This is a genomic window from Terriglobus albidus, from assembly GCF_025685425.1.
In the GTDB taxonomy this organism is placed as follows: domain Bacteria; phylum Acidobacteriota; class Terriglobia; order Terriglobales; family Acidobacteriaceae; genus Terriglobus; species Terriglobus albidus.
The window spans coordinates 112,499-128,537 of record NZ_JAGTAS010000058.1; the positions used below are offsets into that span (position 1 = coordinate 112,499).

A 16,039-nucleotide genomic window follows, 5' to 3' on the forward strand; every position below is an offset into this window, starting at 1 on the left:
CACGCCTCTTCCGGAATACCCAGCAACAGTGAAAATGCTCTAAAACCCCGCTTGATGACAGAATATTTTCGCGGGACTGTGAAGAGGTCAAGCCCGCTGCAGGAGCACTGAAATGTTTGAACTCAAAGGACAGACGGCCATCGTCACGGGTGCAGCCACCGGTATTGGCGAAGCAATTGCAACGCGTCTTGGAAAGGCCGGTGCGACCGTCGTAGTTGCCGATTTGAATCTCGAAGGGGCAACGAGTGTTGCCACACGCATCGATAACGGAGCCTTTGCTCTCAAGGTGGACGTCAGTGATAAGTCTTCGATTCAGGCGTGTGTCGCCGAGGTGGTTAAGCGCGCCGGACAGATCGATATTCTCGTGAACAACGCCGGTATTGCCGGCCCTGCAGGCCCCATCTGGGAACAGACCCCAGAGACCTGGGAGAAGGTCGTCGCCGTCAACTTGAGCAGTATCTTCTACTTCTGCCGTGCCGTGTTGCCACACATGCGCAAGCGCAGGTATGGCCGCATTGTCAATATCGCTTCGATCGCAGGTAAGGAAGGTAATCCTGGAATGGTGCCCTACTCAGCGACGAAGGCTGGTGTTATCGGATTAACGAAGGCGCTCGGCAAAGAGGTTGCAACCGAGGGTATTTGCGTCAATGCGATCAGTCCCGCAGTGGTACAGACGAAGATCCTGGAGCAGCTTACGCCGCAGCAAGTGAGTTATATGACGGACAAGATCCCGATGAAACGTACCGGCAAACCGGAGGAGATCGCTGCTGTAGCGCATTTCCTCGCCAGCCCCGATTGCTCCTTCGTAACCGCACAGTGCTATGACGTAAGCGGTGGGCGCGCTACCTACTAGAGATGTGTCATCGATCTGAAGACAGAGAGGCAAGAATATTGAAGCAGGCAGTACACAAGCTTGAAATCTCAACGCGTGGCCAGGGGCTATACGAATTTACGTCAACCATCAACGAATGGATGGCGCACCAGAAGATGCAGACCGGCCTTCTGACCGTATTTTGCCGGCATACTTCAGCTTCGCTTCTGATCCAGGAGAATGCCGACCCTACGGTGCGCCGGGATATCAAAGCCTATTTCGACCGTCTCGCACCAGAAGATGGCCCGTATGAACACAACTACGAAGGGCTCGACGATATGCCCGCCCATCTGAAAACGGCACTGACTCAAGTGCAGCTATCGATCCCGCTCGTGAATGGCAACCTTGTATTAGGGACCTGGCAAGGCGTCTACCTTTTCGAACACCGGGTACACCCTCATCGACGGCAGATCGTGCTGCATCTGATCGGAGATTAGAGCATTTTCCCTTCACCGTGCTAGAGTGGAGCCCTCCCCGCGACAGCCTGAGGACTGTCAAACGATGGCGAGCACGATTGCTGAAATTTCTCAGCCACCGGCGGCACTGCATTCACGCCTGGCCCGATTTTGCGGATGGATTGTTCTTCTAGGAATAGTCTTTATTTTTGGTCTCGTGCCCAGAGGTCCAGGCAAGTACGCCGTCTTCGGAACCTATTGGGAGAGCGGCCATGCAGCGATTCACGGCCTCAATCCATACGCCACATATCCGGAGACCGGCAGGGTTGACTACTCCTTATATGGCGGTGATACGGCAACACCCGATGTCAATCTCAATCCGCCAGTCCTGCTGCCCTACTTCCAATTCTTGGCGCATCTGACCATCCGCCGGTTCATCGTGCTGCAAATCGTCATTTCGGCGCTATGGTTTGCCGCAGGCACGCTGCTTATCGGTCCTGGTCTGCAAGGCCGGCAAGTGATCTGCCTCCTGGCGTCGGTTCCGGTTATCGGAGCCATTTCTTCAGGTCAGATCTATGGACTACTGTTCTTTCTCTCCGCGTTGGCGTGGTACCTCCATCAAAAAGGTTGGCTGGTCTGGTGTGCCGCATGCATCGGACTGCTCGTGGCAATCAAGCCTACGTTTTTGCTCTGGCCGGTGATTCTGTTCTTTGCCGGCCATCGCAAGCCCGCGCTGCTTTCCGTGACTGCATCGGCGCTGTTCTCGGCTGCGCCCCTGCTGCTCTATGGGCCGGGAGTGTATCGCGACTGGCTTGCAGCCCTTGCCCATGATCCGCACTGGATCGATCGCCAAAATGTCGCACTGGTGCCATTCTTCACCCGGCTCGGACATACCACCATCGGCGTTACTGCAGCCGCGGTCATCGCTGCTGCTCTGTTGGCCTACGCATGGAAGTATCGTCCTGACTTCGACACAGCCAGCGGCATTGGCATTGCTGCTGGAATCCTGTGCGCTCCGCTGGGATGGTACGCCTATGTCCTGATTCTCGCGCCGTTCTTTGTAGCACGCAGGTGGAACTGGTTCGACACCCTTGCAGCCTCGATCTTCTTTGTCCCGCTGTCGCTTGGAGAATCCGCAAATGGCATCGCTTATTTGCTGCCGCTGCTCCTGATTCTCAGCCACTTCTTACGAATTCGTCCTGCGTGACGAGAGCAGTTCTTCTAAAGGTGAAGAGTGAAGTTTTGGCAGTTTGCGCCGTTTTCCTTCGAAGAAAACGGCATTCACTGGTTTATCCAACACTACGGTATTAGGAGAATTGCTCTATTCTCTTCTCGCAGCGAATAGAGCATTTTCCCTGTTGCTGGGTACCCCGGAAGGGGCGTGCAGCGGCGTTTTCTTTGCGGAAAACGCCCATAGATACGGATGCTCCGGACTACACCGACAGGGAAAATGCTCTAATGGATATCCATCATGGTGGTTTCGTATGAATATCGCCGGCACTCTTCCCGTGACCGTTTCACATCTGTCCAGCACGCCCAAAACGGTGGGCGAAGAAAGCATCAAACCCGTTGTCCGGAATGTAGCCGTCGATGCCTACCGCGGGCTGGTCATGTTGCTCATGATGGGCGAGGTTATGCGCTTCGCGGATACCTACGCTGCCCATCCCGGCAATCTGTTCTGGCGTATTCTCGCCTACAACCAAACCCACGTCGAATGGGCCGGCATGAGCCTGCACGACATGATTCAGCCGTCGTTCACGTTCCTCGTCGGCGTTGCACTTCCTTACTCGATTGCTTCGCGTACGCGCAAAGGCCAGACCTTCGGCCGGCAACTAGGTCATGCTCTCTGGCGTTCGTTGTTGCTTGTCTTCCTGGGTATCTTCCTGCGCTCCATCGGCCGCCCTATCACGTACTTCACGTTTGAAGACACACTCTCGCAAATCGGGCTGGGCTATACATTTGCCTTCTTACTGTATTTCTGCCGACCGCGTATTCAGTGGATAGCCTTTGCCTCGATCCTCTTCGTCTATTGGCTTGCCTGGGCTCTCTATCCCGCGCCCGCTTCCAGCTTCGATTACGCCACCGTCGGCGTACCTTCGGACTGGCACCACAATTTCACCGGCTTCGCTTCCCACTGGAATAAGAACTCGAACTTCGGCAACGCCTTCGATGTTTGGTTCCTGAATCTTTTCCCGCGTGAGTCACGCTTCGCCTTTAACCGTGGAGGCTATCTCACCCTCAGCTTTGTTCCTACATTGGGGACGATGCTCCTGGGCCTTATCGCGGGCCGCTGGTATCGCGAATCCCCCGAGCGCGTTCCCCTCAAAAAGTTCTTGTTCGCCGGCGTAGGTCTGGCCGTGCTGGGACTCGTCCTGCACTTCACCGGCATCTGCCCAATCGTGAAGCGCATCTGGACCCCTGCCTGGACGCTCTGGAGCGGCGGCATGTGCTTCTTCTTTCTCGCTGCTTTTGCCTGGGTCATCGACATCAAAGGATTCCGCCGCTGGGCATTCCCTCTCGTCGTCGTGGGCCTGAACTCAATGGCCGCCTATCTTATCGCGCATCTATGCGAAGAGTTCATTCTGAGCTCGCTCCACACCAATCTTGGCGTTGCCCCGTTCCGCATTTTAGGACCTGGCTATGAGCTCTTTCTCATCGGCGTGGCGGTGATGCTCATCTATTGGCTCATGCTGTTCTGGATGTATCGCAACAAGATCTTCGTCCGAATCTAAATCGAAACCAAATCCCTCCGTCAAAGCACGTGCCGGCCATGCTAAATGGCCGGCACGTATCTACGGCAGCTCTATTCTTCCTCTTCTTCGACTGGCCGCCTGGCTGTTGCCACGATCTTCTCCGCCACCGGTTGCGGAACGATATCGTAGTGATCCATCTCCATACGGAAGCTGCCCCGGCCCTGGGTCAGAGAAGTAAGGGTCGTGCCGTAGCTAAGCATCTCCGCCATAGGAACCTCGGCTCGAATCAAGGTGTGTTTTCCGTGGCTCTCCATGCCCTGGACGCGTCCCCTGCGTCCATTCAAGTCGCCCATGAGCGCTCCGGCAAACTCCTCCGGAGCTTCAATCTCTACGTGCATGATTGGTTCCAATAAAGCAGGCTTGGCTTGTTCCATGCATTTGCGGAAGGCTAGTCTTCCCGCCATCTTGAAGGACATTTCGTTGGAATCGACATCGTGGTAACTGCCGTCGTACAGAATCACCTTAAAGTCGACGACCGGATAGCCGGCCAGGTAGCCGCGAGCTGCTGATTCCAGAATGCCTTTCTCCACGGCGGGAACGAATTGCCTTGGGATTGAGCCACCAAAGATGTCGTTCACGAATTCAAATCCGCCTCCACGAACCAGGGGCTCCATTTTGATTTTGCAATCGCCGAATTGGCCGTGACCGCCAGTCTGCTTTTTGTGGCGACCCTGAGCATCCGCCCGTCCGCGAATGGTCTCGCGATAAGGGACCTTGGGAGCCTTCAGCGTGACCTCCGTGTGGTAGCGCCGTTTGAGCTTGGAGACGATGGCCTCGATATGCGGCTGCCCGGAGCCGGCCAACAGAAATTCGTTCGTCTGTGGGTCACGGAAGAAGCGAATCAGCAAATCTTCTTCCATGAGCTTGTGAATAGCCGGAGCCAGCTTATCTTCGTCGGCACGCGTTTTTGGTTCAATGGCATAGGTCATCGCCGGTTCGGGCATGGTGAGGGGTTGGAGGAAGATGTCCTGCCCCTTCGCCCCCAGCGTGTCTCCGGTAAGAGTGACACGCAGCTTAGCAACCGCGCCAATATCTCCGGCATGGAGTTCGCTGACTTCGACGGCCTTTCGGCCCTGCATGATGCTTAGGTGAGCCAGGCGCTCCTGTTCCTTGCGGGAATAGTTTTCAACCGTAGCGTCGTTCTTGACCATTCCGCTGATCACCTTGAAGAAAGAGATTCTGCCCGAAAAGGGATCGGTCATGGTCTTGAAAACGTAGAGTGCCAATGGCTGCTGGTCATCGACATGGCGCACAACCAGCTCATCCGTGGCTTCGCCGCCATTGCTGTTACCGTCGCCGTTGGCGTGAACGGCAACAGCCTGTTTTTTAAGGGAACGTGCCGCCACCGGCTCGCGCTCGATCGGAGCAGGAGCGTAGACCTTCAGAAAGTCGAGCAGATGGTCCGTGGCAACATTGCGGCCTCCACTGGTGTAGAGCACCGGGAAGATCCGGTCTTCGCGAATGGCTTCATGAAGCGCAGTAATCAGGTGCTGCTCCGGGATGGTGCCTTGGCGGAAGAACTCTTCCATGAGTTCGTCTTTGCCTTCCGCGACCAGTTCGACCAAGGCCTCGTGGGCTTCCTTCGCCCGGGTATGCAAGGGGCCGGGAATCTCGCCGATCTTCCCTCGTCCGTCACCATCTGGGGTGTAGTAGAAGGCCTCCATGGTGACCAGATCGACGACTCCGTGAAAACCCGATTCATCGACGATGGGGAGCTGAACGGGAACGAGGTGACGTCCCCAGCGCTCACGCATGTCTTCCAGCATGGCCTCCCGTCCGCTGTAGCTATCGGCTTTGGGATGGTCGACCTGATTGATGACGACAACGCGAGGAAGATCGAACTCCTCCGCGTATTTCCAAACGCGTTCCGTAACGGTTTCTATGCCATTCTGCGCATTGATCACCACGACGGCCGATTCGACCGGCACCATGGCCGCGCGTGCTTCGTGACAGAACATGTGGAACCCGGGAGTATCGAGAAAATTGATCTTGACGCCTTGCCACTCCGCGAAGGCAACGGCATTTTGCATAGTTGTTCGTCTGGCAACTTCTTCTTCGTCGTAGGCGGTAACGGCTGTTCCGTCTTCAACCCGTCCTGGCTTGTCGGTCATTTTGGCGGCATGCAGCAACGCGGAAATCAAGGTTGTCTTTCCACTGTGCGCATGCCCAACTACAGCTACGTTGCGGATCTCACTTCCCTGGTACGTTTTCATGGATGTTCTCCTTTGCATGGATCAAGTTCTTCCACCGCTGTGCATAGCCAGACTGGCCATGCAGTATATGGCGGCTGCGCGACGGTGGGGTGGATTTTGCCGGGGTCAAGACGCGAGGAACGAACTGTACAGAACGTACTAGAGAGACGAGCAACGAAGAGATCGGGAAAATCCGCCCCGTCCCTGCGGGTTGTGGCAAAAATGAGGCCATACTGCACTCCCCAAAGACACCGTCCATCGCGGGCGAACCATGCTTACACAAAAGCCGGTTCATTGGAATATAAGCGTCAAGATTTGGAGCGCCCCACCCGGCTTCCCAAGGGAGACCGACCGAGGCAGATCGCTGATGGCGTGCCAGCTATAACGCTGTATCACTGTGGTGCCCAGAGGCGAGTTGCCTCACAAACCTTTCGGGTCCGCGGATTTCAACTTCGCCAAGTCTGTCGATTACCCTTTATTTTCAGTTATTTACTTTCGAAACATGTAAGAGAAATATGCCCATCCGAACGGACACACGGCCTGCGGAAATGGCCCGAACGAATTGGGTGACTATGGCGGCGAACCGTTGACCGGATTCACGCGATGATTAGACATTCTGAACGTTGTGGCCAGTTCCCGATCGATATTGTCGTTTCTATGTGGACAGGTTTCCGCTTGCGAACACAGCACTCGGTAGCACGCTGCCATCAATCTGAATTCCCTTTTCTGCATGATGGAGGTCACAATTTGAAACCACGAGTCCATCTGTGGCTGCGCCCTCGACCGCAAGAAAGAGGCCGGTTTTGGCGGGCGCCGATGCTCCGGATATCCACGTATCTTTTGTGTTCGTAACCTTGATGAGCGGTTCCGCTCCGACGATCGCAGCGCTTGTGAATCCGGTGATCCGTGCGCCGTTCACCTGGTCAAACATAATAGCCGGTCGAGTTTCTCCTGCAGTTGCCGCGAGCGATATGTCTGCTAATTTGAGCCCACGGACATGACGCGCATAGAGTCCCGAAACCGGTAGCATTCCAAACATCCGCGCCTCCGGATATCCACGTTCCATCTCAGGAACAACATGCCCTATCCACTCCTGTCGAGCCGGCAATACATTTTCTATTCGAATATTTGAGAGCGACACATCCTCAACCATAAGCTCCGGAACCCCAGTGATGGAGCTCGCTAAAACCGTCTCGGATGCCTGAATACCATCGATCATTACCCCGCGCAAACGAGGCCGCACAGACGTACGCGGTTGCGAACGCTCGCCGAGGCGTATAAAGATCGGTGTTCTCGTGCGTTGCATCTGAATCCCTGAAATGGCTACCCCTTCGATCCATCCGCCATCAACAACTTCCAGGGCAATTCCAGAGATCACTCTATTTTTGAGAGCGCCGGGATCGCTATAGACCGCGGAGTTGGAAAAGGTAATGTTTTCAAAACCTCCAATCGATCCGATTCCGATCTTGAAGCCGTTACAACATGTTGTTAGAACGCAATTGGTAACAGTGATATTTCGTGCTAACCGCGGGCCTTCTCCGGTAGGGTCCTCGCTTTTCAAACAGATGGCATCATCTCCGGTTTCGATCGAGCAGTTTGAAATAAATACATTCTGACAACCGTCCATATCCAAACCATCTGTGTTGATACCGGTTATTGGGTTCTTTATTGTTACCCCCTGAATCGACACGTTCTCGCAATTGATCATGCTCACAGTCCAGCCGGGTGAGTTTTCGATGCGAAGGTCCTCGATTTTCAGCCAGCGACATTTGACAAACTGCAGCATCGGACTCGGGCGGCCGGAATCCTTGGGCCTCCACGCAAGCGAAGCCACTTCCGCCCATTCGTTGTCTGCGCTTGCCGGCGGCCTACCGGAAGGCTGCCAGAAATGGGAGCCTTGACCGTCAATCCGCCCCGGGCCGGCGAGGCATACATTGTCAGCTTCTTTGGCGTAGATCAAAGATCTTGGCTTCGTATTTCCAGTGCGAAAGATCTCACCAACCTCATCGTAGTCATTCAGCTCTAAGCTTCCTCGAATCACAGAGCCGGCTTCGAGATACAACGTGACATTGCTTTTGAGATGGAGCGTGCCAGATCTATAGACGCCGGGCCGAAGATAGACGACGCCACCACCGGACCGCGCGCAGGCATCAATCGCAGCATTGATTGCGGATGAGTCGAGGGTCCTACCATCCCCCGTTGCGCCGAAATGCATAGGATCGAAGAGCGAGGGGACTACTCCACTGTGTGGTGTTTCGGACGCAACTGTGTGGCCCTGTACAGTCGATGCGAAAGCACCTGTCAACATGAGCATCTGTCTTCTATTCATCACAATCTTTCAAATGGCGGCAATAGAGCATTTTCCCTGTTGCTGGGTTTTCGGAAGTGTGTGCGGCGGCGTTTTCATTGCGGAAAACACCCATAGATGCGGATGCTCTGGACTACCCTCACAGGGAAAATACTCCAGCCTGCGTGGGATTTGATGCCCCACGCAGGCCATTCTGAAGAAATAGTCGCGAATCTCCTATTTTGTAAAGTAGCTATTCCACTGGACAACGTTGCCGGAACCACCCAGCAGTATGTCGGTTCCCACAACATAGCCATTGGTATCCTTCTGCGTCAGATTGGGGTAATTGATAGCAGCGGAATTGGGCTGAATGCGGTTGTTACCAAAATTATTGCTCCAGGTACCGTTCTGACCAGGCCCGCCTACCGTATAGTTCGCGGTCCCCGACCCTAACTCCACACCATAGTGACCGTTCTGAAAGAAGGCGTTGCCATAGACCGTTCCAGTGTCGATGACTCCGTTGGTGCCGACCTGGGTTGCGATACCATCCCAATCGTTATAGGTAAACAAACAGTTAAGAATGTTCACATTGGTGATGCTGGTGCCGACTGCATATAACTGAATGCCATCGCTTGCATTGCCTCTGAGAACGCAGTTGTCAATCGTGACATTGCTTACATTGTCTGTTCCCTGCGGTTCAATATCGATGCCATCTCCGGGAGCTGTTCCGCTGGTATAGCTGAACTCCGAGTCATAGACGGAGATGGAATCGCCTGCAGTGATACTCAAACCCTGCCGCCGATTCCCCGTAGAAACCACATCGCAGAGAACGACGTCAGACGGGGCAGCACCGCTGTTGCTACCAATACAGATGCCATCCCCGGTGCAATCTGAAACCATTGTTCCTCGGATCGTTACGCCAGTCACTCCGAGAAGCTGGATTCCATGGCACCACTCATCCGTTCCGGTACTAAGACCAGAATAGACATGGGTATAGCGCTCTCCAACAAGCCATCCATTGGCAATCTCAACATCGTGGACTCCAACACCATACATCATGTATGCCCGGTTAGTGATCTTGCTGGGGTCTCGATTGATTGTCATCGCCTGCAACTTCACGCCCGGTTTAAATTGAAGACGTACATTGGAATTCAGCCGAATCCCATAAGAGGTCGAGCCGCTTACGACTACATTCGCCTGCGGATCGATCATGTAGATGCAGCGATTTTTTCCTGCCGTCTTTTGCCAGGGGATGATGACCGTTCCACCGTTCGATCCCAAACTGTCAATCGCAGTCTGGATAGCACCCGAACAATCTAATTGTTCCGTAGTATCGAGACCACTGACGATCACGGACGCCGTTCCAATTGCCCGCGACGGCAGCACTCTGTTGGGGATAGGCTGGCGGACGTCTTGCTCTGATGCTGCTTCCACTTTTGTGGGCGATGCGACTTCTTCTACCGCAACGGGGATTGCCGCCGCCAAAGGTAAGGTCAAAGCCAATGAACCGGATTGGCCGAGGAACTTTCTCCGAGATGTTTCAAGCTTCTTCATTTCTGCGTCTCCTCTTGGATGAAATGCGTATTTGCATGAATCATTCGTGCTATGTACGTGCCGTCTTTGTCAGATCGGAAAAGCATTTGTGATGACATCCGGTGATGCACATTACTTACAAGCAGCCAAAGTGAAACAAGGCCTTCGCCGAGAGGTACAGATTTCGCTTCACGGAAATCCTGTGTCATTGAGCGCGGTGAATTGAGATGGGGTCAGGGTTCGATGCGGACCCGTGAGCCAAGGGCGCGTGTGAGATCTGGAACGTCAAAGTCGCGCAACACACCGGGAACAATCACTTCGGGTGAAATCTTGAAGAGCGGCAATTGGGTCATTGCGAGATAGGACATCGGCTGCTTATCGCACGCTACTGTATGGATGTGCGGTTCAATCGTCGCCGCGAAAAGTCCGACGTTGCAGGCAAAACCCGAAGTGTGTAACGAAATCGCGTTCGGATCGACGTCCGGTCTCGAGCTGAGATAGCGAAACGCGCTCAACACGTCCAGCGTCTGCATGCCTGGAACCGGCTTGCCTACCAGGATCGCGTGCATCGCGAGCTGGTAATCGCTCCGATAACCGGAGATCATTCGGTTGGGCGTCGCGCTTTCGCCCCAACCGCGCGGATCGATTGCCAACACGACATTGCCCTGCTCAACCATTCTCTGAATGGGGCCCTCGGTCACGGTATCCGCCATCATGCCGGAGGGATTGATGTAGAGAATTGCAGGCCTGCGCGCCGCCATCCCTGAAGGCTCGAACAAAAGAGCCGGTACGGTGATGCCAGGCTCTGTGTGGATCTCCAGCTTCTTTCCCGTCAGAGTCCCTTGCGTGTAGGTGCCTGTCGTTTCCACATCCGGCTCCTTCACGAATTCTGGAAGGCCCAAGCGCTGTCGCACCCGTTCAGCAAGCTCTGCCGGGCTCCCTTGAAAAGGCCTTGACCGTAGGTGTTCCGCCAGAGAGGCATTCAGGGATTGCACGGTCTGGGCATCGGGATAACTTGTGAGAACCTGGCCGGTCACAGTGGCATTCAGAGCTGCCGGGCTATCCACCTCCACGTCTGCTTCTTCCGAAGAACCAGGGCTCCCCTTCAGCCAGCGCGAGAGCCATGTGTATGCGGCAATGCGCCGCGGCTTCGACCATCCATGAGGATCATCCGCTTCGAAGAGTGCAAGATTATCCGTCTTACCCAAGAGGTCGAATGTGTGCCGTGCTTCGTCAAACGTTGCGTGCGCCCCTGCGATCGGGAAAAAGTCACGTGTCGCAACTTCCATTTCAACGGGCCGGGGAGCGATGTTCGTCAGAAAATCTGCATAGTCGAGATGGTCAGCTAGAAAATGATCGAATACTTGTTCGGAATCCTGCGGTCCTGGATCCGCCCACATCGCATCCCAGGCACTGAGATAACACGAGATGATGGAAGTGGCGACTCTCTCATCGAGCGTGGAGATATACGCAGACTGCGTGCCGCCTCCGGAGTTCCCTGCGACGCCAATTCGTGTTTTGTCCACATCCTCCCTGGACTGGAGATAGTCGATGCCACGCATGCCATCCCAGATGAAATACCGTGCAATGTTCGTGCCTGTGAGCAGCACAGGCAGGCCGTCAGCCATGTGCTCCGGTGTCCCGCCAATCTGTAGCAACGGCCGGCGGGTTGTTGGATCGAGATGCTCGATGCGCTCGCCCTGTCCGACAGGATCAATGGCCAAAACCAGAAATCCTCTCCTTACAAGGGAGACCCATACCGTCTGATACCCGGCGAAGGATTTACCATCTCCACTGTGCCCCGCGAGTCCCAACACCGCTGGGAATGGCTTCTTCGCGTTCTTTGGAACATAGACACTCCCGGTCACGTAGAAGCCAGGCAGACTTTGATAAACCAGCTTTTGCACCACGTAATCCGGATGTTCGATGGTTCCGGTAACCTGGGCGTGCAGTGGCGTCCTTTCGGGAAGCCCACCAAGTTCCTGAAGCAACATACGCCGGATATAGGCTTGTCGGGCGATTACGCCCTTTCCATCCTTGATGTTGCTCACTTCTTTACGGCGGGCTGCAAGATCCTGCCTGGCGATGTTGGCAAGATAGGCATCGGTTTGCGCGGAATAGTCCGGCGCGGTTTTTGCCGCTGTCTGACCGCACGCCGAGATACCTATCATCACACCAAACAGACAACCTACGAGGGTACGGATCATCACAAAGGTCCTCATCTTAGGTAAGTGGTTTTCGAACCGATCGATCGCAAAGTGCCCATAAGCCATTCGAGCTATGGCCGCCGTTCTTCTCAATTCCCCCTCCGGTGCATGGCAAACAATCTTTCCGCCACGCCCGGAGGGGCATTCGTTCTCGGCTCAGAACTTATACTTCGCCGAAAGCTGTATGTTCCTCGGCGCAGACCGCGTGCTTGTGATTTGGCCGAACGTATTGGCGCCAACCGTTGCCACAGGGTTGCCGTAACTGGGGATGTTGAACACATTGAATGCCTCGATACGGAACGAGAGAGTCTGACCGTGCTCCGTAGCAAAGTCCTTGAAGGCGGCAGCGTCATACTGCTGATAACCGGGGACGCGCTCGGAATAGGGATGCGCCGGGGAGATCGTACCCGGTGCAGGTACGCCGTACGCGCAAGTACCGTTGTCCGCTCCCTGCGTGCTGCAGCCCGTAGCCGAAGGATCATCGCCGAACCAGTTATTGAGCGTCCGGTGATGGATAACGAGGCGCCGATAATGCAGGGCGCGCTGCTGTGGCGAATTCACACCGGCATTATTTGTGTAGCTGATTAACGTAACCGGGAAGCCCGAATAGGCGTACCCGGAGACGGAGACATGCCATCCTCCTGCGACCTCGTCCAGAGCACGGTTCATATTGCCGCCAAAGCGCTGGCTGCGGCCAAACGGCATGAGATACGTGAAATGGAAATTCACGCTGTTTGTGCTATCCGTGGGAGCAGGGCCATATTCCAGGCTCCTGTTGGCAGGGTCTTCCGGGAACGAAGTGTTGTTTTGAATATTAAGGTTGCTGCCAAAGAATCCCGTCGCATTGGTCATCGCTCGGCTGTATGTATAGTTCGCCGTAGCCTGCAGGTTATGAGCAAGACGTTGCCGGAAAGTAGCCTGCAGGGCGTTGTAGTTCATCATGCCTTCAGAATCGGTAATACGTACCAGCCCGCTCTGGCCGACCAACTGATAAAACGGAGCCTTGTTGACCGCAAAACAGTCTGCGCTGTTGTAGGCCAGCAGGGTGGAACCAGAAAAACATGGATGGCTAAGCTGGTTACCGTTGTTTGCGCTGATGAGGTGCACGCCGGTCTCGCCGACATAGCCGATCTGGAATGATGCCGTATTGCTCAGCTGATATTCCGTCGTCAGGCTAAATTCGTTGATCGTGGATGGCCGCAGAGTCTGTGTCCAAACGCGAAATGTCTGGCCGCACGATGGGTTGGTTGCGAACGAACACGCAGCGCTGTTCGATGAAAACGCAGTCTCGGCAGTCGTAAATGCTCCAGTGCTGGTAAGGCTGGCCGGCGCCGCGCCTGTGTAGGTAATGGAAGGCTGGAAGGGTGGATTGATAATGAGGCGAAGATTCGCCCCCGTCCCTTCCATGAAGATGGTGCTGCCGAAGCCGCCGCGCAGAACAAACCGTCGCAGTGGGTTGTACGAGAACCCGATGCGAGGCATGAAATTCGTCCAGACCGAGTTGTAGAGCGCACGGCTATTTCCATTCTGCCCTGCGATCTCCACCTGCCCGGTCTGCAGATTCAGGTTTGACTGCTTGTTATTTACCTCGTAGATTGGCTGATCCCACTCCCATCGCATGCCGAGGTTGAGCGTGAGATTCGGCAGCAGTTTCCAATCATCTTGCGCAAACATTGCATCGCGCCATTGGCGCTGACCAACATAGCCGGCTACGGAGCCTCGGCCCACCGAGTACACACGATCCATATTGAAGTCGGCCAGACCGTAGCCAGTGGCGAGTGGCGTGTTGTTGTTCGAGGGCAGGAACGGATTCGATGAGAAGACACCACTGTAGGTCAGCACGCCTTCCGCTCCACTCACGCCGCTATAGATGATGTTCTGCTGATAACGGAAGAACTGTGCACCGAATTTGAATGTGTGCCTTCCCTTCTGCCATGTCAGGTTGTCTCCATAGGTGAAGTTGTTCATCACGTTATCGGAATAGGTGCCGTTATTTCCCGGGCTCGTGATTCCGCTGACGGCCTGCTGCGCAAACCCAGGCGCCTGATTGCCTCCCAGGATGCCAACCGTTGCATCGCCATGATTTCCAAACACTCCCGTCGTGTCATTTGGAACACCCTGATCCCAGACAATACGGAAGTATCCAACCCGCAATTCGTTCAGGAGATTGGGTGTAAACGTATGGATCGAGTTCACGCTGAAGCCGCGCGTTGGATAGAAGGACGCGCCAAGGAATGTAATCGCCAGAGGACTGGTTCGGGTATCGCCAGCGACGCTCTGACTATAACTACCGAAGAAGCTATCTTTGTCGCTGAGCTTGTAGTCGAGACGAAAATCGAACTGATCGTTATAGGTGCGCGTCTTCGTAGGCCCCATATAGTTATTTGCGATCGGCGTGCCTGGATTCGCTGGATGGTTTGGCAATGGGTAAACCTCGGGATGCGAGTATAAGAATTTCGCCACCGGGTTGGTGAGAGGCACATTTTGATTGTTTACGAAGGGAGCATATCCATTCTGCGAATCGTAGAGCTGTATGTACCGATGAGGGCAGGTCGAAGTCCCAAGGCACATGATGGTGGGATTGAGCAATTCCGAGAAGTCGCCCTGACGCATCAGGGCGTCTGCCACGGTGGCTGTTGCCATCCCGCCGGCGTGATAACGGCTACCTTGATAGTCGGTAAAAAAGAACAGGCGATTCCTTACGATAGGGCCGCCCAGCGTGCCGCCGAAGATGTTGCTCGTGGAGCTTGTCTTCGGAATCCCATTAAAATCATTGGCCCAGGAGTTTGCGGCGAGTCTGTAGTTATTCACGTAGTAGAAGGCACTGCCGTGAAATTCGTTCGTACCATTCTTGAGCAGGGCGATCACATCACCGCCGTTCACGTTGCCGTACTCTGCCTGCGCATTCGCGGAAACAACCCGGACCTGAGAAAGCGCGTCGGGACTCGGGTTATAACCGATGGCATTATTGATCGTTTCGTTGATCTCGACGCCGTCGAGCCTATAGTTGTTCGTTTGTGCTCGATTGCCGTTCACTGAGGTGGACGAGCCCCCAATCGTGTCACGCTCCGTTGCGTTAGCGCCGGTGAAACTCGTCGGGTTGGTCGAAATGGCTCCGGGCGCGAGCAGGGCGAGTGCCGCAAAGTTCCGGTCCGGCAGGGGGATGCTATCGATTGCGGTGGCGTCCAGAATCGTGCCCAGTTCTGCATTTTCCGTATTGAGCAGGGGCACCAGCCCCTGGTTCACAGAGACTGTTGAATTTTCTCCCGTCACGGCAAGCCTGGCATCAAACTTGGCGATCTGACCGGCCTCAAGTGTGAATGGCCCAAGAGTGGCTGAGGTGAAGCCCTGGGCATCAACCTTGACCGTGTAACTGCCCACCGTCAGAAACTGAATGCTATATACGCCCTGCTGGTTGCTCTTCGCAGTGGTGGCTATATTTGTGGCGACATTCACGGCCGTAACCCGTGCGCCGGCGATCACAGCGCCTGACGGATCAGTGATCGTTCCATTCACGCCGCCGGTTATAGTCTGGGCACCGGCTGTCACGCTACAGATGGCAAGAAGTGCTCCAGCCACCCAATCATGTGATTTGAAATTCATCCAGGTCTTGCCTCTCAAAAGAATCCTTCTCCTACTGCATCGAGCTCGATTGAAATTTCGAACTTCTCAGGGTGGTGCTCACAGTAGTGATTGCAGGTATCCGATGAAAGGTGCGTAACGGTAGGCCTCGCGCTTTACTTCGTGCAAGTCATAGATATAATGGAACTTGCAATTTGAGGCACGACAGGTAATTTACCT

General features: G+C 54.8%; 9 protein-coding genes. 4 read left to right on the plus strand and 5 right to left on the minus strand.

All coding sequences use genetic code 11. The features are described from left to right. The first annotated feature begins 112 nt into the window (after window positions 1-112). The 4 genes from OHL21_RS19745 (at window position 113) to OHL21_RS19760 (ending at window position 3,998) form a co-directional block, all read left to right on the plus strand. Window positions 113-853 (plus strand): SDR family NAD(P)-dependent oxidoreductase, encoded by a 741-nt coding sequence (locus tag OHL21_RS19745; RefSeq protein WP_263419023.1) that lies wholly within the window; start codon window positions 113-115, stop codon window positions 851-853. A 38-nt stretch (window positions 854-891) separates the two neighbouring features. Then, window positions 892-1,308 carry a secondary thiamine-phosphate synthase enzyme YjbQ gene (locus OHL21_RS19750; RefSeq protein WP_263419024.1) on the plus strand — a complete coding sequence of 139 codons (417 nt, stop codon included), beginning with the start codon at window positions 892-894 and terminating at the stop codon, window positions 1,306-1,308. Window positions 1,309-1,483: 175 nt separating this feature from the next. After that, window positions 1,484-2,473 (plus strand): glycosyltransferase family 87 protein, encoded by a 990-nt coding sequence (locus OHL21_RS19755; RefSeq protein ID WP_263419025.1) that lies wholly within the window; start codon window positions 1,484-1,486, stop codon window positions 2,471-2,473. A gap of 277 nt (window positions 2,474-2,750) precedes the next feature. After that, window positions 2,751-3,998: an acyltransferase family protein gene (locus tag OHL21_RS19760; protein WP_263419026.1), complete on the plus strand. Its 1,248-nt coding sequence runs from the start codon at window positions 2,751-2,753 to the stop codon at window positions 3,996-3,998. Between the two features lie 71 nt (window positions 3,999-4,069). Here OHL21_RS19760 and fusA read toward each other — a convergent pair whose 3' ends face one another. From fusA to OHL21_RS19785, 5 genes are all read right to left on the minus strand, one after another. Then, on the minus strand, window positions 4,070-6,232 hold the full coding sequence (gene fusA, locus OHL21_RS19765) for an elongation factor G (protein WP_263419027.1): 2,163 nt from the start codon (window positions 6,230-6,232) through the stop codon (window positions 4,070-4,072). 634 nt (window positions 6,233-6,866) lie between these two features. Beyond that, window positions 6,867-8,519: a glycoside hydrolase family 28 protein gene (locus OHL21_RS19770; protein WP_263419028.1), complete on the minus strand. Its 1,653-nt coding sequence runs from the start codon at window positions 8,517-8,519 to the stop codon at window positions 6,867-6,869. A gap of 216 nt (window positions 8,520-8,735) precedes the next feature. Then, window positions 8,736-10,052 (minus strand): right-handed parallel beta-helix repeat-containing protein, encoded by a 1,317-nt coding sequence (locus OHL21_RS19775; RefSeq protein WP_263419029.1) that lies wholly within the window; start codon window positions 10,050-10,052, stop codon window positions 8,736-8,738. Between the two features lie 212 nt (window positions 10,053-10,264). Next, complete coding sequence (locus OHL21_RS19780; protein ID WP_263419030.1) at window positions 10,265-12,238, minus strand: alpha/beta hydrolase; 1,974 nt, start codon at window positions 12,236-12,238, stop codon at window positions 10,265-10,267. A 156-nt stretch (window positions 12,239-12,394) separates the two neighbouring features. Further along, window positions 12,395-15,841, minus strand: coding sequence for a TonB-dependent receptor (locus OHL21_RS19785; RefSeq protein ID WP_263419031.1), 3,447 nt, complete (start codon window positions 15,839-15,841; stop codon window positions 12,395-12,397). Window positions 15,842-16,039 lie beyond the last annotated feature (198 nt).

Coding starts and splice junctions, on each gene's coding strand:
- OHL21_RS19745 (WP_263419023.1), top strand. CDS start 113: ATGTTTGAACTCAAAGGACAGACGGCCATCGTCACGGGTGCAGCCACC.
- OHL21_RS19760 (WP_263419026.1), top strand. CDS start 2,751: ATGAATATCGCCGGCACTCTTCCCGTGACCGTTTCACATCTGTCCAGC.
- fusA (WP_263419027.1), bottom strand. CDS start 6,232: ATGAAAACGTACCAGGGAAGTGAGATCCGCAACGTAGCTGTAGTTGGG.
- OHL21_RS19770 (WP_263419028.1), bottom strand. CDS start 8,519: ATGTTGACAGGTGCTTTCGCATCGACTGTACAGGGCCACACAGTTGCG.
- OHL21_RS19775 (WP_263419029.1), bottom strand. CDS start 10,052: ATGAAGAAGCTTGAAACATCTCGGAGAAAGTTCCTCGGCCAATCCGGT.
- OHL21_RS19780 (WP_263419030.1), bottom strand. CDS start 12,238: ATGATCCGTACCCTCGTAGGTTGTCTGTTTGGTGTGATGATAGGTATC.
- OHL21_RS19785 (WP_263419031.1), bottom strand. CDS start 15,841: ATGAATTTCAAATCACATGATTGGGTGGCTGGAGCACTTCTTGCCATC.